Annotated in this window: 17 protein-coding genes; 7 read left to right on the forward strand and 10 right to left on the reverse strand. The window is 62.3% G+C overall.

Features of this window, described 5'->3' with window-relative positions; genetic code table 11:
- The first annotated feature begins 40 nt into the window (after positions 1 to 40).
- The 3 genes from HUK73_RS08375 to HUK73_RS08385 all read left to right on the forward strand — a co-directional run bounded on the left by HUK73_RS08375 (position 41) and on the right by HUK73_RS08385 (position 2,800).
- Positions 41 to 709 carry an HAD family hydrolase gene (locus HUK73_RS08375; protein ID WP_176591494.1) on the forward strand — a complete coding sequence of 223 codons (669 nt, stop codon included), beginning with the start codon at positions 41 to 43 and terminating at the stop codon, positions 707 to 709.
- The gene (locus HUK73_RS08380; RefSeq protein ID WP_176591495.1) at positions 706 to 1,467 is read left to right on the forward strand and encodes an enoyl-CoA hydratase/isomerase family protein; all 762 of its coding nucleotides are present in this window, start codon (positions 706 to 708) and stop codon (positions 1,465 to 1,467) included. The genes HUK73_RS08375 and HUK73_RS08380 overlap by 4 nt, the downstream gene beginning before the upstream one ends.
- Before the next feature lie 154 nt (positions 1,468 to 1,621).
- Complete coding sequence (locus HUK73_RS08385) at positions 1,622 to 2,800, forward strand: GGDEF domain-containing protein (RefSeq protein WP_176591496.1); 1,179 nt, start codon at positions 1,622 to 1,624, stop codon at positions 2,798 to 2,800.
- Between the two features lie 93 nt (positions 2,801 to 2,893).
- Here the strand turns inward: HUK73_RS08385 and lpdA are convergent, their stop codons facing one another.
- The 8 genes from lpdA to HUK73_RS08425 form a co-directional block, all read right to left on the reverse strand.
- Entirely contained in the window at positions 2,894 to 4,294 is a 1,401-nt protein-coding gene (lpdA, locus tag HUK73_RS08390) for a dihydrolipoyl dehydrogenase (protein ID WP_176591497.1), read from the reverse strand.
- A gap of 26 nt (positions 4,295 to 4,320) precedes the next feature.
- Complete coding sequence (gene odhB, locus HUK73_RS08395) at positions 4,321 to 5,559, reverse strand: 2-oxoglutarate dehydrogenase complex dihydrolipoyllysine-residue succinyltransferase (RefSeq protein WP_176591498.1); 1,239 nt, start codon at positions 5,557 to 5,559, stop codon at positions 4,321 to 4,323.
- 8 nt (positions 5,560 to 5,567) lie between these two features.
- Positions 5,568 to 8,363, reverse strand: a complete 2,796-nt coding sequence (locus tag HUK73_RS08400; protein ID WP_176591499.1) for a 2-oxoglutarate dehydrogenase E1 component — start codon at positions 8,361 to 8,363, stop codon at positions 5,568 to 5,570.
- Between the two features lie 86 nt (positions 8,364 to 8,449).
- The gene (sucD, locus tag HUK73_RS08405; RefSeq protein ID WP_022681282.1) at positions 8,450 to 9,334 is read right to left on the reverse strand and encodes a succinate--CoA ligase subunit alpha; all 885 of its coding nucleotides are present in this window, start codon (positions 9,332 to 9,334) and stop codon (positions 8,450 to 8,452) included.
- Positions 9,335 to 9,438: 104 nt separating this feature from the next.
- Positions 9,439 to 10,401, reverse strand: coding sequence for a malate dehydrogenase (mdh, locus tag HUK73_RS08410; protein WP_176591500.1), 963 nt, complete (start codon positions 10,399 to 10,401; stop codon positions 9,439 to 9,441).
- Positions 10,402 to 10,684: 283 nt separating this feature from the next.
- Positions 10,685 to 11,797, reverse strand: a complete 1,113-nt coding sequence (gene zapE, locus HUK73_RS08415) for a cell division protein ZapE (protein WP_176591501.1) — start codon at positions 11,795 to 11,797, stop codon at positions 10,685 to 10,687.
- The gene (locus tag HUK73_RS08420) at positions 11,794 to 12,255 is read right to left on the reverse strand and encodes a PaaI family thioesterase (protein WP_369805459.1); all 462 of its coding nucleotides are present in this window, start codon (positions 12,253 to 12,255) and stop codon (positions 11,794 to 11,796) included. Before HUK73_RS08420 ends, zapE begins: the two co-directional genes overlap by 4 nt.
- 5 nt (positions 12,256 to 12,260) lie before the next feature.
- Entirely contained in the window at positions 12,261 to 13,049 is a 789-nt protein-coding gene (locus tag HUK73_RS08425; RefSeq protein WP_176591502.1) for a succinate dehydrogenase iron-sulfur subunit, read from the reverse strand.
- A 113-nt stretch (positions 13,050 to 13,162) separates the two neighbouring features.
- Between HUK73_RS08425 and HUK73_RS26705 the strand changes: the two genes are divergently transcribed.
- From HUK73_RS26705 to HUK73_RS08440, 3 genes are read left to right on the forward strand one after another with little or no spacing between them, the layout of a single operon-like run.
- The gene (locus tag HUK73_RS26705) at positions 13,163 to 14,275 is read left to right on the forward strand and encodes a glycosyltransferase (protein ID WP_176591503.1); all 1,113 of its coding nucleotides are present in this window, start codon (positions 13,163 to 13,165) and stop codon (positions 14,273 to 14,275) included.
- Positions 14,272 to 15,351, forward strand: a complete 1,080-nt coding sequence (locus HUK73_RS08435) for a CDP-alcohol phosphatidyltransferase family protein (RefSeq protein ID WP_176591504.1) — start codon at positions 14,272 to 14,274, stop codon at positions 15,349 to 15,351. The genes HUK73_RS26705 and HUK73_RS08435 overlap by 4 nt, the downstream gene beginning before the upstream one ends.
- Complete coding sequence (locus HUK73_RS08440; RefSeq protein ID WP_176591505.1) at positions 15,348 to 15,776, forward strand: HIT family protein; 429 nt, start codon at positions 15,348 to 15,350, stop codon at positions 15,774 to 15,776. Before HUK73_RS08435 ends, HUK73_RS08440 begins: the two co-directional genes overlap by 4 nt.
- Here the strand turns inward: HUK73_RS08440 and HUK73_RS08445 are convergent.
- Positions 15,764 to 16,531, reverse strand: a complete 768-nt coding sequence (locus tag HUK73_RS08445) for a sugar phosphate nucleotidyltransferase (protein ID WP_176591506.1) — start codon at positions 16,529 to 16,531, stop codon at positions 15,764 to 15,766. The two genes, HUK73_RS08440 and HUK73_RS08445, sit on opposite strands and share 13 nt — an antisense overlap.
- A 119-nt stretch (positions 16,532 to 16,650) precedes the next feature.
- Between HUK73_RS08445 and HUK73_RS08450 the strand changes: the two genes are divergently transcribed.
- The gene (locus tag HUK73_RS08450) at positions 16,651 to 17,982 is read left to right on the forward strand and encodes a lipopolysaccharide biosynthesis protein (RefSeq protein WP_176591507.1); all 1,332 of its coding nucleotides are present in this window, start codon (positions 16,651 to 16,653) and stop codon (positions 17,980 to 17,982) included.
- Here the strand turns inward: HUK73_RS08450 and HUK73_RS08455 are convergent.
- Positions 17,979 to 18,485 carry an asparaginase domain-containing protein gene (locus HUK73_RS08455; RefSeq protein ID WP_176591508.1) on the reverse strand — a complete coding sequence of 169 codons (507 nt, stop codon included), beginning with the start codon at positions 18,483 to 18,485 and terminating at the stop codon, positions 17,979 to 17,981. The genes HUK73_RS08450 and HUK73_RS08455 overlap by 4 nt on opposite strands.
- Positions 18,486 to 18,543 lie beyond the last annotated feature (58 nt).

Raw genomic sequence — 18,543 nt, forward strand, 5'->3', positions numbered from 1 at the left:
GACTTGCCTTTGCCACCCGCCAAGCGGCATGAGCCGGGCCATGGCACCGATCCCCTTCGACATTGTCGGCTTCGACCTTGACGGCACCCTGCTCGACACCAGTGGCGATCTGGCCGCTGCGGTCAATTACGCCATCGCCACGGACGGCCGCCCGCCCTTCCCGGTCGAGGCGATCCATCCCTTCGTCGGCAAGGGCGCGAAAGTGATGCTTCAGCGCGCGCTCGACGCCTCGGGCGGCTATGACGAAGCATTGCTGGCGAAGATGCTGCCGATCCTGCTCGATTATTATGAGCAGAATCTGGCGATCCATTCCCTGCCCTATCCCGGTCTGATCGCGGCGATGGACATATTGCAGGCGGCGGGGGTGAAGCTCGCCATCTGCACCAACAAGGCTGAGCGCTTCACCATTCCGCTGCTCCATCAGATCGGCCTGTCGGATCGCTTCGCCAGTGTCGTTGGCGGCGATACGGTCGGCATCGCCAAGCCCGATCCGGCGCCGATCCACGCCATGATCGCGCGCGCCGGGGGCGGACGCACGATCTTCCTGGGCGACACGATCAACGACATCGCCGGCGCGCGCAATGCGGGCATCCCCAGCATCGCGGTCAGCTTCGGCTTCCTCGACGGCCCGGTCGAGGAACTGGAAGCGGACGCCGTCATCCATCATTTCGATGAACTGGTGCCGCTGCTGGAACGCTGGCCCGCATGACGCTGCGGCTGGAACGGGACGGCGCCATCGCGACGCTGCTGATCGACCGGCCCGGCCGGCACAATGCCATGACTCAAACGATGTGGGAGCTGCTGCCTCAACTTGTCGGGCAGGCCATGGCGGATGACAGCGTTCGCGTCCTCATTCTGACCTCTGCCGCGCCGGGATTGTTCTGCGCGGGCGCCGACATCCACGAATTTGCCAGCCATTCGGGCGAGGAAGATTGGCGCATCGCCAATCAGGCGGCGATCCGTTCGACCCAATATGCCCTCGCCCATGCCGGAAAACCGGTCATTGCCGCCATAGACGGCGATGCCATTGGCGGCGGCTGTGGGCTGGCCATCGCCTGCGACCTGCGGATCGCTTCGCCCAGAGCGCGACTGGGCATCACCCCGGCCAAGCTCGGAATCGTCTATTCCCTGTTCGACACCAAGTTGCTGGTCGATCTGGTCGGCCCCGCGCGAGCCAAGCGCATATTGTTCACCGGCGCGCTCCATGACGCCGATGAAGCGCTTGCCATCGGCCTGATCGACGAAATCGCTGCCGATCCGCTGGACGCGACAAAGGTCATGGCGGAAACGATGGCGGCCAACGCGCAACATTCGATCCGTTCCTCCAAGGCGATCATCCGGCGCATCCTGGACGGACAGGCGGATGACGATGCGACGACCCTCGACCTGTTCCGCGATGCTTTCACCCTGCCCGATTTCAAGGAAGGCGTGCAGGCGTTCCGCGACAAAAGGCGGCCGCGTTTCTGAACAGCGCGCCGTCCTTCATGTAATTCATCCATATCGGACCAACATCTCATCCGATCTCGAAATATTTGTTAAGAATCAGCCGATAACCGCTTGCTCGCGCGGATAAGGCGCTGGTTTCGCATATCTTTCAGCAACCAAGGAACGACAGAGCTGCGTGGGAGAAAATTTCGCCTTCTTCCTGCCCATCATGATGGCAAGCTTCGGCGTTCTGTTCGCAGGCGTCTGGCGCTGGCGCGTGCGGGCGGCTGGATTCTGGAGTTGCGCCTTTTTCTGCGTCGCGGGCGGCTTTGCCGTGCCGGTGGCCTTCGCCGCCTTGCCCAGCGCGCTTTGGAGCTTGGTGGCGGACCTGCTGTTCGGCAGCGGTTTCCTGCTGTTCAGTCAGGCGTTGCTGGAACGCTGGCGCCCGTCCTGGCTGATCCACGGGCGGATCGCGATCTGGGCGTTGTCGATGCTGCTTTGCGCTGTCGGCATCGCGTTCGACAATCTGCCTCTGGAACTGGTGGCATCGGATTTCGGCTGCTTCCTGCTGATCGGCCTGCCCCTGATCGCGGGCAGGAACCATCTTGGCCACTGGCCTGACCGCATTTTGTTTGGTGCCGCCACATTGACCGCGCTGGACAATCTGATGCGCGGCAGCACGGTGCCGCTCACTTTGTCGGACGGCAATTTCCCGGACAGCACCTACGCCTTTCTGATGCAAGCGCTGGCCTGCATCTTCGGCCTTTTCCTCGCGCTGGCGGCACTGGCGGCGAACATGATCGATTTGCTCGATCGCTATCAGCGCGATGCCCTGCACGATCCGCTGTCCGGTCTGCTCAATCGGCGGGGCTTTGACGATGCTATCGCCGGACGGCACCGAAAACTCCCGTTGGACGGTAGCCTGATCGTCTGCGACATCGACCATTTCAAGGCGATCAATGACGAATATGGCCATGCGCTGGGCGATCAAGTCATCATCGCCCTGGCCGGGATGTTGACGCGATGGGCGCCGTCGAACGCCGTCACCGCGCGCTTCGGCGGCGAGGAATTCGTGCTGTTCCTGCCCGACACCAATGCAGCGCGGGCAGCGGGCGTCGCCGATGACATTCGCGAAAATTTTGCGCGAGATGTCGCGGACCAGTTCGGCCTGGCCCGTCCGCTCACAGCCAGTTTCGGCCTGTCGACCATCCAACGTGCCGATGCCTCGATCCATGACGCGATCGCGCGGGCCGATACGGCGCTTTATGAAGCGAAGGCCCGTGGCCGTAACCGGGTTTGCGTAAGGCGGGCATTATCACCACCGGATGCGTCCACTGCCGGGCCAGTGGCGGTCAATCTCCCCTACCGCGCCTGAGCCTCCCTCCAAAGCCTGATCGCCAAACAGACCCAAATAAAAAGGCCGCCCCGAAAGGCGGCCTCTTCATGCTGGTGGAAGAGTAGGCAGCGATCACATATGGATCGGCTTGCCCGTCACGGCCATGGCCGCTTCCTTGATCGCTTCGCTGTGCGTCGGATGCGCATGGCAGGTATAGGCGATGTCCTCGCTCGACGCGCCGAACTCCATCGCCTGCGCGGCCTGCGCGATCATCGTGCCGGCGACCGAAGCAATGATCCAGACGCCCAGAACCTTGTCGGTTTCGGCATCGGCGATCACCTTCACGAAGCCGTCCGGCTCATGATTGGTCTTGGCGCGGCTGTTCGCCATCATCGGGAATTTGCCGACCTTGACCGCGCCCTTTTCCTTGGCCGCTTCTTCGGTCAGGCCCACGCCAGCGATTTCCGGCTTGGTGTATACCACCGACGGGATCACGTCATGGTTCACAATGCCGGTCAGGCCCGCGATATTCTCGGCAACGGCAATGCCTTCGTCCTCGGCCTTGTGCGCCAGCATCGGGCCGGGGATGACGTCGCCGATCGCCCAGACGCCCGGAACCTTGGTCGCGAAGTCATGATCGGTTTCGATCTGGCCGCGCGCGTTGAGTTCCAGACCGATCTTGTCGAGGCCCAGCCCTTCGGTGTTCGGACGGCGGCCGATCGACACCAGCACGACATCGGCTTCGATCTTCTCGGCGGCTCCACCGGCAGCGGGTTCGACCGTCAGGGTGACGCCCTTCTTGCCGACCTCGGCGCCCGTGACCTTCGTGCCGAGCTTGTACTCAAAGCCCTGCTTCTTGAAGATCTTGTTCGCTTCCTTGCGGACTTCGCCGTCCATGCCGGGCAGGATCTGGTCGAGATACTCCACAACCGTGACCTTCGCGCCAACGCGACGCCACACCGAACCCAGTTCCAAACCGATGACACCGCCGCCGACGACGACCAGATGCCCCGGAACCTTGTCCAGTTCCAGCGCGCCGGTCGAATCGACGATCTTGCCGCCGGCATTGTCGACCGCGACGCCCGGAAGCGGCGTGACCGACGAGCCGGTGGCGATGACGATATTCTTCGCCGTCACCTTCTTGCCCGCCACTTCGACGGTGTTGGCGCCGGTGAAGGTGGCAAGGCCCTTCAGCCAATCCACCTTGTTCTTCTTGAACAGGAACTCGATGCCGCCGGTCAGGCCCTTCACCGCATCCTTGCGCTGGCCCTGCATGGTATCGAGGTCCAGGCTCATCTTGTCGATCTTGACGCCCAGCTTGGCGAGCGCGCCGTTCGCAGCCTCTTCATACAATTCCGAAGCGTGCAGCAGCGCCTTGGACGGAATGCAGCCAACATTGAGGCAGGTGCCGCCCAGCGTCTCGCGGCTTTCGGCGCAGGCGGTCTTCAGACCAAGCTGCGCCGCACGGATCGCGGCGACATAGCCGCCCGGCCCCGCGCCGATTACCAGAACGTCATAGTCGAATTCAGCCATGGTTCGTCTTCCTCTGGCGTGATGTCTTACAGGTCGATCAGCAGGCGGGTCGGATCTTCGATCGCGTTCTTGACCGCGACGAGGAAGGTGACCGCTTCGCGACCATCGATCAAGCGATGGTCATAGCTGAGCGCAAGATACATCATCGGACGGATGACGATCTGGCCGTCGCGGACGACCGGACGGTCCTCGATGCGGTGGAGGCCCAGCACCGCCGACTGCGGCGGGTTGATGATCGGGCTGGACAGCAGCGAGCCGAAGACGCCGCCATTGGAGATGGTGAAGGTGCCGCCCTTCATATCGTCCATGGTGAGCGTGCCTTCCTTGGCCTTCTTGCCGAAGCCGCCGATGGTCTTTTCGATCTCAGCCACGCTCAGCGATTCCGCGTTGCGGATGACCGGCACGACCAGACCGTTCGGGGCCGAAACCGCGACCGAAATGTCCGCGAAATCGTTATAGACGATCTCATCGCCCTCGATCTGCGCGTTGACGCCCGGAATGTCGCGCAGCGCCATGCAGACGGCCTTGGTGAAGAAGCCCATGAAACCCAGACGGACGCCATGCTTCTTCTCGAACAGGTCCTTATACTTGGCGCGCGCCTCGATGACGTTGGTCATGTCGACGTCGTTATAGGTCGTCAGGAGAGCAGCGTTGTTCTGTGCTTCCTTCAGGCGCTTGGCGACCGTCTGGCGCAGGCGGGTCATCTTGACGCGTTCCTGCGCACGGCTGGGACCAGCGGCCGGGGCAGCTGCGGCAGGCGCGGCAGCCTGAGCCGAAGCAGCCGCCTTGGCGGTGCCGGCGGCGACGGCGGCCATCACGTCATCCTTGGTCAGGCGACCGTCCTTGCCCGTGCCCTTGATCTTGCTCGGGTCCAGACCATGTTCCAACACCAGGCGGCGCACGGCAGGCGACAGGGTCAGGCTGCCGCCTTCATCTTCATCCGCGGGAGCCGAAGCGGCCGGCGCCGGGGTCGCAGCTTCCGCCTTGGCAGCAGGAGCAGCAGCGGCAGGAGTCGCCGCAGCAGCCGCGCCTTCATTCACATAGGCCAGCAGAGCGCCGACATTCACGGTGTCGCCTTCCTTGGCGACGATATCGCCCAGCGTACCGCCGACCGGCGCGGGCACATCAACCGCAACCTTGTCGGTTTCGAGGGACACGATGGGCTCATCCGCCTTCACGGCGTCGCCGGGCTTCTTCAGCCACTGACCAACGGTTGCTTCGGTAACGGATTCGCCCAGCGTGGGGACTTTTACTTCGGTAGCCATGAGCTTGTTCAGCCTTTCTTCTGGCGACGGATTTCTTCACGGACGCTGTGACCCAGCGCATCGGCGACGAGGGCGCCCTGTTCGGCGACATGGCGCTTGGCGAGACCCGTTGCGGGCGACGCCGAGGCCTTGCGACCGGCATAGCGGGCGCGCATCGGCGCCTTGCCGGCCTGCGCCAGAGCTTCCTCGATATAGGGTTCCACGAAGAACCAGGCGCCGTTGTTGCGCGGTTCTTCCTGACACCAGACGACCTCCTGAAGGTTCGTCATACGCGCTATGCGCGTGGCGAGGGCCTCCGTCGCGAACGGGTAGATCTGCTCGATGCGAACGATCTGCACGTCCTTGTCGCCAGCGGCATCGCGGGCTTCCATCAGGTCATAGAAGACCTTGCCGGAGCACAGGACCAGGCGCTTGGTATCCTTGTCGGGCGCCGCATTGGGGTCCGACAGGATGCGCTTGAAGTGCGTTTCACCCTGGAAATCCTCCGCCTTGCTGACCGCCAACTTGTGACGCAGCAGCGACTTGGGCGCCATGATGATCAGCGGCTTGCGGAAGGGCCGCAGCATCTGACGACGCAGGACATGGAAATAGTTCGCCGGGGTGGTGATGTTCGCGACCTGGATATTCCCCTCGGCGCAGAGCTGGAGATAACGCTCCAGACGAGCCGAGCTATGCTCCGGCCCCTGCCCTTCATAGCCATGCGGCAACAGGCAGACGAGGCCGTTGGAACGCAGCCACTTGGTCTCCGACGAGGCGATATACTGGTCGAAGATGATCTGCGCACCGTTTGCGAAGTCACCGAACTGCGCTTCCCAAAGCACCAGGCTCTTCGGGTCCGCCAGCGCGAAACCATATTCGAAGCCCAACACGCCATATTCGGAAAGCGGCGAGTCCAGCACCTCGAAACGGCCATGCGGCACGGTCGACAGCGGGATATATTTCGCTTCCGTATCCTGGTCGGTCCAGACGGCGTGACGCTGGCTGAAGGTGCCGCGCCCGGAGTCCTGACCCGACAGGCGGACGCCATAGCCTTCCGACAGCAGCGACCCGAAGGCCAGCGCCTCGCCGGTCGCCCAGTCGAAATTCTCGCCGGTCTTAAACATCTCCGCCTTGGCGTCGATCACGCGCTTCAGCGTCTTGTGGACGTTATGGCCTTCCGGGATCGTCGTCAGCGTCTTGCCCAGGCTGTCGAACAGCTTCTGGCTGATCGCCGACTCGACACTCTGCCGGGTGGTTTCGGCGTCGGCGGGCTTGTGCAGGCCCGACCAGCGACCGGCGAACCAGTCTGCCTTGTTGGGCTTGTAGCTCTTGCCTGCCTCGAATTCGTCCTCCAGATGATTGACGAAATCGCCGGTCACCTTGTTGACATAGTCGTCGTCGACCACGCCTTCGGCCTTCAGCCGTGCCGAATACATGTCGCTGACCGGCGGATGCTGGCGGATCTTGGCATACATCTGCGGCTGCGTGAACGAAGGCTCGTCGCCCTCATTATGGCCGAAGCGGCGATAGCACCACATGTCGATCACGATGTCGCGATGGAAGGTCTGGCGATATTCCATCGCCAGCTTGCACGCGAAGGTCACGGCTTCCGGATCGTCGCCGTTGACGTGCAGGATCGGCGCCTGGACACCCTTGGCGACGTCACTCGGATAGGGCGAGCCGCGCGAAAATTGCGGGCTGGTCGTGAAGCCGATCTGGTTGTTGACGATGAAGTGGATGCAGCCGCCGGTATTGTAGCCGTCGACGCCCGAGAAGCCGAAGCACTCCCAGACGATCCCCTGCCCGGCAAAGGCAGCGTCGCCATGGATCAGCACGGGCAGAACCTGCTCATGCTTTTCCAGATCGTCGCGGAAGGTCTGCTGCGCGCGCACCTTGCCCAGCACCACCGGATCGACGGTTTCGAGGTGCGAGGGGTTCGGGACCAGCGACATATGGACCTTGACGCCGTCGAACTCGCGGTCGGTCGAGGTGCCCAAGTGATATTTCACGTCGCCCGAACCACCGACATCCTCGGGATTGGCGGTGCCGCCCGAAAATTCGTGGAAGATGACGCGGAAGCCCTTGGCCATCACATTGGCCAGCACGTTCAGGCGACCACGGTGGGCCATGCCGAACACGATCTCACGCACGCCCGACAGGCCGCCATATTTGATGACCGCCTCGAGCGCGGGGATCATCGATTCGCCGCCGTCCAGACCAAAGCGCTTGGTGCCGACATATTTGCGGCCCAGGAACTTCTCATACTGTTCGGCGTGGATCACCTTGGTCAGGATCGCCTTCTTGCCCTCGGGCGTGAAATGGATTTCCTTATCCTTGCCCTCCAGACGTTCCTGCAAGAAGCGGCGCTCCTCCACATCGGCGATGTGCATATATTCCAGGCCGACATTGCCGCAATAATTGGCCCGCAGGATCGCGACGATCTCGCGCACCGTGCCATATTGCAGGCCCAGCGTACCGCCGAGATAGATCTTCTTCTCAAGGTTGGTGAGACCGTGATATTCGGGCGTGAGGTCAGCGGGCAGGTCGCGCTTCGCCAGACCAAGCGGATCGAGATTGGCCGCGAGGTGACCACGTACGCGATACGTGCGGATCAGCATCTGCGCGCGGATTGCATCTTCGGCCGCTTCTGCGATATCGGCGTCCGACACCGCCTTGCCGGCGGCTTTGGCGGCGGCTTTCACAGCCACCTGCATCTGCGTGGGATCAAGTGCCCCGGTCAGGTCGTCGGTATCAATCGGCGGCCAGTTGGTGCGTGCCCAGCTTGGCCCGCGTTCGATCTCGAAGTCCTGGTTCTCGTAACCCATTTCTCATGTCCCATGCCGACCGCGTGCAGTCGCGGAGCGGGGTAACAAGCGGCCGGGGTGCAGCCCGGCCGCCTTGTCTGGCGTGATTAGCCCTTCAACACTTCGAGCAGGGTCGTGCCCAACTCGGAGGGGCTGGCAGCGACCTTGATGCCGGCCGCTTCCATCGCCGCGATCTTGCTCTCGGCGTCGCCCTTGCCGCCCGACACGATCGCGCCGGCATGGCCCATGCGACGGCCCGGAGGCGCCGTGCGGCCCGCGATAAAGCCGGCCATCGGCTTCTTGCGGCCCTTCTTGGCTTCGTCGATCAGGAACTGGGCAGCCTGCTCTTCCGCGTCGCCGCCGATTTCACCGATCATGATGATCGATTCGGTGGCGTCGTCGGCCAGGAACAGTTCCAGCACGTCGATGAAGTTGGTGCCGTTGACCGGATCGCCGCCGATGCCGACAGCCGTGGTCTGGCCCAGGCCCGCATTGGTGGTCTGGAACACCGCCTCATAGGTCAGCGTGCCCGAACGCGACACGACGCCGACGCTGCCCTTCGAGAAGATGTTGCCGGGCATGATGCCGATCTTGCATTCGCCGGGCGTCAGCAGGCCGGGGCAGTTCGGGCCGATCAGGCGCGACTTCGAACCGGACAGAGCACGCTTCACGCGAACCATGTCGAGGACCGGAATGCCTTCGGTGATGCAGACGATCAGCGGAATTTCCGCGTCGATCGCTTCCAGGATCGAGTCGGCCGCGAACGGCGGCGGAACATAGATGACCGATGCGTCGGCGCCGGTCTTCGACTTGGCTTCGGCAACGGTGTCGAACATGGGCAGACCGATATGGGTCGTGCCGCCCTTGCCCGGCGTGACGCCGCCAACCATTTGCGTGCCATAGGCAAGCGCGGTTTCGGTGTGGAAGGTGCCGGTGGCACCGGTCATACCCTGGGTGATGACCTTGGTGTTCTTGTTCACCAGAATGGACATGCGTGTCCCTTTATCTTCTGTGGACGTGGCACTTTGGGTCTAAAGGCGACCCATCCCAGGCTGCGCACTCACCTGGGACAGATCGGTGCAAGTTCGTAGCGAAATCAGGCGAGCGAGGAATCGATGCCCTTGCAGGCTTCCAGCAGTTCCTTGACGGCGTCGACCGACACCTGAAGGTTCGCCTTGGCCTCGTCGTTCAGTTCGATCTCGACAATCTGCTCGACGCCGTCCTTGCCGATGATCACGGGCACGCCGACATAGAGGTTGTCGACGCCATACTGGCCGGTCAGGTTCGCGGCGCAGGGCAGCAGGCGCTTCTTGTCGCCCAGATAGGCTTCAGCCATGGCGATGGCGCTGGTGGCCGGAGCGTAGAAGGCTGAGCCGGTCTTGAGCAGCGCGACGATCTCGCCGCCGCCCGAACGGGTGCGCTGAACGATCGCGTCGATGCGTTCCTTGGTGGAGCGGCCCTGCTTGATGAGGTCGGGGATCGGGATACCGGCAACGGTCGAATATTCCACGACCGGCACCATGGTGTCGCCATGACCGCCGAGGACGAAGCTGTTCACTTCCTTCACCGACACCTGGAACTCTTCGGCCAGGAAGTGGCTGAAGCGCGCGGAGTCGAGAACGCCCGCCATGCCGACGACCTTGTTGTGCGGCAGGCCGGAGAATTCGCGCAGCGCCCACACCATGGCGTCCAGCGGGTTGGTGATGCAGATGACGAAGGCGTTGGGGGCATTGTTCTTGATGCCCTCGCCCACGGCCTTCATGACCTTGAGGTTGATGCCCAGCAGGTCGTCGCGGCTCATGCCCGGCTTGCGGGCGACGCCGGCGGTGACGATGATGACGTCCGCGTCCTTGATGTCGGCATAGTCGTTCGTGCCGGTGATCTTGGAGTCGAAACCTTCGACAGGACCGCACTGCGACAGATCGAGGGCCTTGCCCTGCGGCACGCCTTCGACGACGTCGAAGAGAACGATGTCGCCAAGTCCCTTGAGAGCCGCGAGATGCGCGAGCGTGCCACCGATGTTGCCAGCGCCGATGAGCGCGATCTTCTTACGGGCCATATCTAATCCTCCAAGCCGTGGAAACTGGAATTGCAAGAGCGCTTAGGCCTATCCGGCCAAGGATTCAACCGCGCAAAAGCCCCAGTCCCAAATTATCTTTGCAATTCATTCGCAATTTCATTAGAGGTGATTTTGCCTCTGATGCCCAAGCGCTCCTACCCTGGCGCATGGCCCTTCCCCCGCAGCGGCCACCTGCCGCGCGCCTCCCTTCCCGGAAGCGCGCGGCCCCTTTTTCTCTAATCTTAGATTGTTACCAGATGAACGGACTCGCGAGAGGGCGAAATTATTTCTCGCCGTGTCCCAGCGCCAGATAATCGTCCGACTGCATTTCCATCAGCCGCGACACGGTGCGCTCGAACTCGAAGGCGCCATCGCCTTCGGGATACAGCCGCGCAGGCTCCGCATCGGCGGAGGCGAGCAGCTTCACCTTATATTCGTAAAGCGCGTCGATCAGTGTCACGAAGCGCGCCGCCTCGTTGCGCTTTTCCGGACCCAGCACGGGTATGCCGACGATGATGACGGTGTGATATTTGCGCGCGATCGCCAGATAATCCGGCGCTCCGCGCGCTTCGGCGCAGAGACGCTTGAAGGAAAAGACGGCCACGCCCTTCAGGCTCTTGGGAACATGCAGCGTGCGCCCGCCCTGCACCTTCATATCCTCGGCCGGCACCTTGGCGCGATCCTCGACCGGATAATCGGTCAGCCGGAAAAAAGCCTCCGACAAGGCTTTGGTCGCCTCCGGGCCATTGGGCGCGTGCCACAGCTTGGCATCCCCAAGACGATCAAGCCGGTAATCAGTCGGCCCGTTCAGCGTCATCACGTCCAGCTTCGCCTTGATGAGGTCGATGAAAGGCAGGAAAAGCTGTCGGTTGAGACCGTTCTTGTAGAGTTCGTCCGGCTCGCGGTTGGAGGTGGTGACGATTGTCACCCGCTTTTCGAGCAGCCCCGTGAACAGGCGCGACATGATCGCGGCGTCCGCCATATTGTTGACGACCATTTCATCGAAGCAGAGCAGACGCGCTTCATCGGCCAGCGACTCGACAACCGGCGGGATCGGATCGCCCGTTTCCGACTTGCGCGCCTCGGCCAGCCGGGCATGGACGTCCAGCATGAACTCATGGAAATGGGCGCGCATCTTGCGCTGGACATGAACCGAGTCGAAGAACAGGTCCATCAGCATCGATTTGCCGCGCCCGACGCCGCCCCACATATAGAGTCCGCGCGGCGGCTCCGGCGCCTTGCGGAGCAGCTTCCACAGCGTCGATCCGCGCGGCGGTGTCGCCTCCAGTTCCTGTTGCAGCCGGTTGAGTCGCTCCGCAGCCGCCCGCTGGTCGGGATCGGCCCGCAATTCACCCGCCGCGACCAGCGCATCATATCTGGCGATAACGCTTGTCACTTCGGAACAGGTGCCTTGCGCACCGTTGCGGTCGAGGCCGCGATCAGATTTTCGTCCTGATGGATGGTGAGGCGCAGGAACATCAGCCGCGCCGTCTCCCGCAGCAATTCGACCTCTGCGCGCAGGATCGAACCGATTTTGCCGGAACCGCAATATTGCATGCTAAGGTCAACCGTCACTGCCGCCGCCTGTTCCGGCCGCCCCATCGCGGCCAGCGCGGCAAAATAGGCGTGATCGGCAAAACCGGCAAGGAAACCACCATGCAGCGCACCCAGCCGATTGGCGTGCGACGGCGCGCTTTCCAGCATGACCGTCGCTTTCCCCGCCGTATCGCTCCGCGAATAGCTGGTGCCGATCGCCGTGTCGAGAAAGGTTCCCGGCACGGTGTCGGCCCAGGACAGCCAACCCGCCCAAGGCCCTTCGGCCACCAGGCTCAGATGACCCGCTCCATCGCTCACGTCGATCAGAGCTGCCGTTCGACCATCATCTTCTTGGTTTCCGCAATCGCCTTCGCCGGGCTCAGACCCTTGGGGCAGACATTCGCGCAGTTCATGATGGTGTGGCAGCGATAGAGGCGGAACGGATCCTCCAGATCGTCCAGACGCTCGCCGGTATATTCGTCGCGGCTGTCAGCCAGCCAGCGATAGGCCTGAAGCAGGATCGCCGGACCCAGAAACTTGTCGCTGTTCCACCAATAGCTAGGGCAGCTGGTCGAGCAGCAGGCGCACAGGATGCACTCATACAGGCCGTCCAGCTTCTCACGGTCGGCGGGCGACTGGAGTCGCTCCTTGCCGCTCGGCGCCGGGCTGACGGTTTGCAGCCAGGGCTTGATCGAGTTGTACTGCGCATAGAAATGTGTGAAATCGGGCACAAGATCCTTGATCACGTCCATGTGCGGCAGCGGCGTGATGCGCACTTCCTTGCCCGAGCATTCCTCGATCGAGGTGGTGCAGGCCAGGCCATTGCGACCGTTCATGTTCATCGAGCAGGAGCCGCAAATGCCTTCGCGGCAGGACCGGCGGAAGGTCAGCGTCGGATCATATTCATTCTTGATCTTCAGCAGCGCGTCCAGAACCATCGGCCCGCAATTGTCGAGATCGATCTCGAACGTGTCGTAGCGGGGGTTCTGACCGGAGTCGGGGTCGTAGCGATAAACCTTAAAGCTCTTGACGTTGGTGGCCCCGTCCGGCGCCTTGTGGGTTACACCCTTGGCGCTGATCCTGCTGTTCTTGGGCAACGCAAATTCAGCCATCGACAATAATTCCTCGCTAGTTGGCGCTGCCATTAACCGCTTGAACCGGCCATCTCAATACCCTAATTGCGCGGCGTTGACGCCTTAGCAATTTTTGAAAGTTCCCCCGATAGATGACGAAAATCGCCCTCGTGACCTATGAGATGAATCAGGGCGGCACCAATCGGGTTCTCTGCCAACTAGCAGACGGTTTTTCAGCTGCTGGCTACGAAACCTTCATTCTATCATGCACTTCCACAGGCATATTGAATAGGCATTTCAGCGACAAGCTTTGCAGCAGCGTAGAAAATATCGCACTGAGCAATAGGGCATGGAAAAGCAGAAGCTGGGGACAGATACGTACTTTCATACGCTATCGCCGCTGGCTGAAAGCCGTCAAACCGGATATCGTGCTCGCGACCGGTAATAATATAAGCTGGTTTTCGGGTCTCGGCACATTGTTGATGCCGGCACCCCGCGCACGGTTGATCATCAAGACGACCAATCCCATCATTCGCGAGCGCGACGGCGCGTTCGTCAGCACGATCCGCCGAACGGTATACAGTTTTCTTTTCCGCCGGGCCGACAAGGTTTTAACCTTGAGCGATGCGGAAACCGCATTGCTGCAAGGTCAATTTCCTTCAGCCTCGGATCGTTTTGCCACCGTTTTCAATGCATATATAACCAGCCCCTTCGACCGAACCGGCCCCCTCCCCCCAGCACCGGGCCGCACGAGAATTGTTGTAGGAATTGGCCGTTTGGTCGAGCAGAAGAATTTCCCTCGGCTGCTCCATGCCTTCGCGCAAGGTTCGGACGAAAACGTTGTTCTGAAAATCGCAGGCGAGGGCAAGGACCGCAAAGCACTCGAAAGTCTTGCGAGGGAACTCGGCATTACCGATCGAGTGCAGTTTCTGGGCTTTGTGCAAGACATTCCCGCATTGCTGGCGAGCGCGGATCTTTTCGTGCTGTCGTCTGATTATGAAGGGCTTCCAGCGGTCGTAGTGGAAGCTCTTGGTTGCGATTGTCCGGTGATTGCTACCGATTGCTTCGCCAATGCGAAAGATTTACTGGAAGGTTTGCCAGGTTGCCGGGTTACCGAGCGAAGCGTCGAGGCGCTTGCAGACGCACTGAACGACTGGCTGAGCACATCCATGCCGCGCCCCTCCCTTCGTGATCATGCGGAACCATACACCACAGCATCATCCGTTCGCAGCCATATGACAGCCATGCGCCTGTTACCGGCATGACTTCAGCCATGGGTCCCATAAGGCTGTTGGGCAACAACGCCACCCGCATCTGGGGTATGTCGAACGCAGAGCGCTGTCGCCGCATGGCGGAAAGCGCGGGGAGGAGCGGCAGCAGAATGGCTCCTGGCCATATACTGCTGTTCAACCTCCAATACGTCTTCGATCCCATGCTGTTGAGGTTGGCGCTGGATGAGCCGGGCACGTTATTCAGCTGGGGCGGAACGCCGATTGTCGGACAAGTGACAACCGATGGCGATCCTTTAGCGGCACCAAATATCGTCGACCTGTCGGATGGGCGGAAGCTCTATAATCGCCAGTTGCGCAAGCTGGAGCAGCCCTTCGTCAAGGAACTGACCCCAGCCACCCGGCGGGAGATCGAGCGGCGCAGCTATTTCGGCGCCTATAAGGGCGTGACCGACCTGCTGACCAAATATCTCTGGCCCGAACTGGCATTGTGGCTGACCCGGCTGGCGGCGTCGCTTGGGATAACGCCCAATATGGTGACGGCGCTCGGTGCGACGCTCTGCGTGGTCGCGACCTGGTTCTTCGCACAGGGACTCTACTGGACGGGAATGCTGGCCGGCTTCGCGTTCATGGTGCTGGATACCGTGGACGGCAAGCTGGCGCGCTGCACCATCACCTCGTCCAAATGGGGCAATGTCGCGGACCATGGCGTGGATCTGATCCACCCGCCCTTCTGGTGGTATTTCTGGGGCGTGGGCCTTTCCGCCTGGGGCCTCGCCCTGCCAACGCAAACCTTCGCGCTGGTGATGGCCGCCATTGTCGCGGGCTATGTGCTGCAACGGTTGATCGAAGGGATGTTCATCAAGGATTTCGGGATGGACATCCATGTCTGGGGACGGTTCGACAGCTGGTTCCGGTTGATCACGGCGCGGCGCAATCCCAATATGGTGATCCTGTTCTTCGCGCTGCTCACCGGGCGCCCGGATATAGGACTGATCGCGCTGGCCTGGTGGACGGTGATCTCGCTCCTCGTCCATGCCTTGCGGCTGTTGCAGGCCTATGGCGTGAAGCGCAATGGACAGCCGATTGTCAGTTGGATGGAGGCGGCATGAACGCGACGATCGAGAAATTCGGCTTTCCCGCAACGCTGGTCGCCGAGTTCCGCCATTGGGTCGTCCTGCTGCGCCCGGCGCAGCCGACGCTGGGATCGCTGGTGCTGGCGGCGAAGTCCGACGCGACGGCCTTCGGGAATCTGCCGGGCGAAGCCCATGCCGAACTGGCCATCGTGACCAAGGCGATCGAAAGCGCGCTGACCCAGCCCGTCGGCTATCAGAAGATCAACTATCTGATGTTGATGATGGTCGACCCGCACGTCCATTTCCACGTTCTGCCCCGCTATGAGGGCAGTCGGGAACAGGCGGGTATCGTGGCTTCCGACGCTGGATGGCCGGGACAGCCGGACCTGGGCAGCGCGGTGAAGCTCACCCCTGGGCAGATCGCCGCGCTGGCCGATTGGCTGAAGCCCTATTTCGCGTAGCGCCCTTCGGCCAGCCAGCGGGCGGTGAGCGCCTTCGCCGCCTCGACATCCTGCGGGAAGTCGACTTCCTGCCAGTCCAGCCCCTCGATCGAGACGGTGCCGACGCGGTTGCCCTTGGCGATGATGTCGATGGCGCGCAGATACCAGCGCTCGACACCCTCGGGCGTCCGCATCATCTGATCGATCTGGTTGCGGAAGATCGCAGGCCCCTCGCCCCTGAACGCCAGCATGCCGATGGATTCGGCATTGGTGTCCGGCGGCAACAGCCGCTTGCCGATGGCGTGAAGGCGGCCCGTCTCGTCCCGGTTCACCTTCATGTCGTCATCGTCATAATCGCCCGGCTTCACATCGACGGTGACGGTGATGGCGTCCTGCGCGCCCTCGATCAGCTTCGCCACGATCTCATCCGACACGATGGTGTCGCCGTTGAGGATGATGAAGTCCCGGTCCATCTCCTCCCGCGCGATCCAGCAGGTGCCCAGATTGTCCGCGACCTGAAAGAAGGGATTGAACATGGTGCGGATGCGTGCGCCCGTATCGCGGTAGAGTTGCAACGCATGATCCTCCACCCGCTCAGTGCGAAATCCGGTGACGACGACGATATCGGTCACGCCATTGGCGACCAGCGCCGCGACCTGCCAGCTGATGAGGGTCCGGCCGTTGAAATCGATCATGCATTTGGGCACGTCGCGGGTCAGCGGCAACAGGCGCGACCCCTGCCCCGCGGAAAGGATGATGGCTTTGGTGATGCTCATGGCCCGCCGCCTTAAAGCAAAGGACATGGGATGGACAGCCTGTGTTGCATCGCACCCGCCCCGATCCTAGATAGGCGCGCGCCCAGACGGCGGCGTCGCATCGAAAGGCCGGAGTGTCAGTGAAGATCAAGCGCGGATCGGGTGGCGCCCAGGAAGGCTTTGCCCGCATTCTGGCGAATACCGGATGGCTGCTGGGCGGCAAGGGCGTGGGCGGGATATTGAGCCTTGCCTATCTGGCTATCGTCACACGAACGCTGGGCGTGGCGGATTTCGGGCGGTTCGCGCTGGTGCTGAGCGCTGCCAACGTCATCCAGACGCTGGTGAGCTTCGACAGCTGGCAGATCGTCGTGCGCTATGGCCAGCCGCATCTGGCGGCGGGCAATGGCGATGCGCTGAACCGGGTGCTGCGCTTCTGCATCCTGATCGACCTCGCGTCCGCGGCCATTGGCGGGCTGATCGCGGCCTTCATCATCCTCGCCTTCGGACCGTTGATGGGATTGTCGGCGGGGATGGGGTGGCAGGCATGGATCTTCTGCATGGTGATGATGATCACCATCCGGTCCAGCCCGACCGGCGTGCTGCGCCTGTTCGACCGGTTCGATACGGGCGCCTTTGCCGAAACGATGATCCCGGTCGGACGGATGATCGGCGCCGTTCTGGCCTGGGTGCTGATGCCCAATATCACCGGCTTCCTGATTGCCTGGGGGGCCGCCGAACTGCTCTGCGCGGTCAGCTATTGGTCGCTCGCGATCCGGGTCGGCGGCGAGAAGCTGGGGAACTGGCGGGCGGGCAAGGCGATGGATGCGCGGGTGGAAAATCCGGGCATAGTGGGCTTTCTGACCGCGACCAATTTGCAGACCACCCTGTCGTCCATGGGGCAGCAGGTGGCGGTGCTGGTGGTCGGCCTGTTCGTCGGGCCGACCGGCGCGGGACTGTACCGGCTCGCCAACCAGCTTGCCAATTCGCTGACCAAGATTTCCGGTTTGCTTTCCCGCAGCATCTTCGTGGAACTGAGCCGCACCCATTCAAGCCAGGGGCATGAAGCGCTGGGGATGCTGTTCCGGCGGACCAACCGTCTGGCTCTGATAGCGGGCGGGGTCATCATCGGGCTGATCCTGACCGTCGGTCATCCGTTGTTGGGCCTGATCGCGGGGAAGGCGTTTCTGCCGGCCTATCCCTTGCTGGTGCTGCTCGGCATTTCAGCCTGCGTCGATCTGGTGGGGGTGAGTTATCGCCCGCTGCTGATGGCGACCGACCGGGCGAGCCTGTCGCTGCGCATCACGCTGGTTTCCACCGCGCTGCTGCTGGGAATGCAGGCGGCGTTGCTGCCCCTCTATGGCACCGTCGGCGCGGCGGCGGCGAATGTCCTGGCTTCGATCCTGGCCTTTGCGATGATGGGTCTGGCAAGCCGCCGCGCCATGACAGGGCGTGGCGTCGAGGAACGCCGCTAGGGCCGGTCGGCCGGGACGAACGCCCCCTTGGCCCTGTCCTTCACCACCTTGTCGGCGCGGAAGACGGAACCGCTCATCGTGATATAGACCCCCGGCTCCGCCATCTGAACCGTGGCGAAGGCCATGCCGAGGTTGAAGCTGGCGTCGCTCTCGCCAAAGCGCGCCGGGGCCAGCGCGCCGACCAGCACCACCGTCTTGCCGGGGATGGCGGCGAGCAGCTTCGCCGTTTCCGTCATCGTATCGGTGCCATGGGTGATGATGACATGGCTTTCGGGCGCTGCGGCCACCCGGTCGCGGATCAGCGCCCGGTCGGCATCGTCCAGTTCCAGACTGTCCTTGCGGACCACTTCCTCGATGCGGAAGGGGCGCTTGACACGACCGATCTCCAGCAACTTCGCCATCACCGTCTCACCGACCTGATAGTCCGACAGCGCGTCGAAATAGATCTTGTCGATGGTCCCGCCGGTGGTGAGCAGGAGAATGGACGTTTCGGGGGACAACATGGCAGGACTCCAAGGGACATTAGCCGCCCCTTTAGAATATTTCCGCAAAGGCGTGAAC

Origin of the sequence: Sphingobium sp. EM0848, assembly GCF_013375555.1 — a bacterium.
GTDB lineage: Bacteria > Pseudomonadota > Alphaproteobacteria > Sphingomonadales > Sphingomonadaceae > Sphingobium.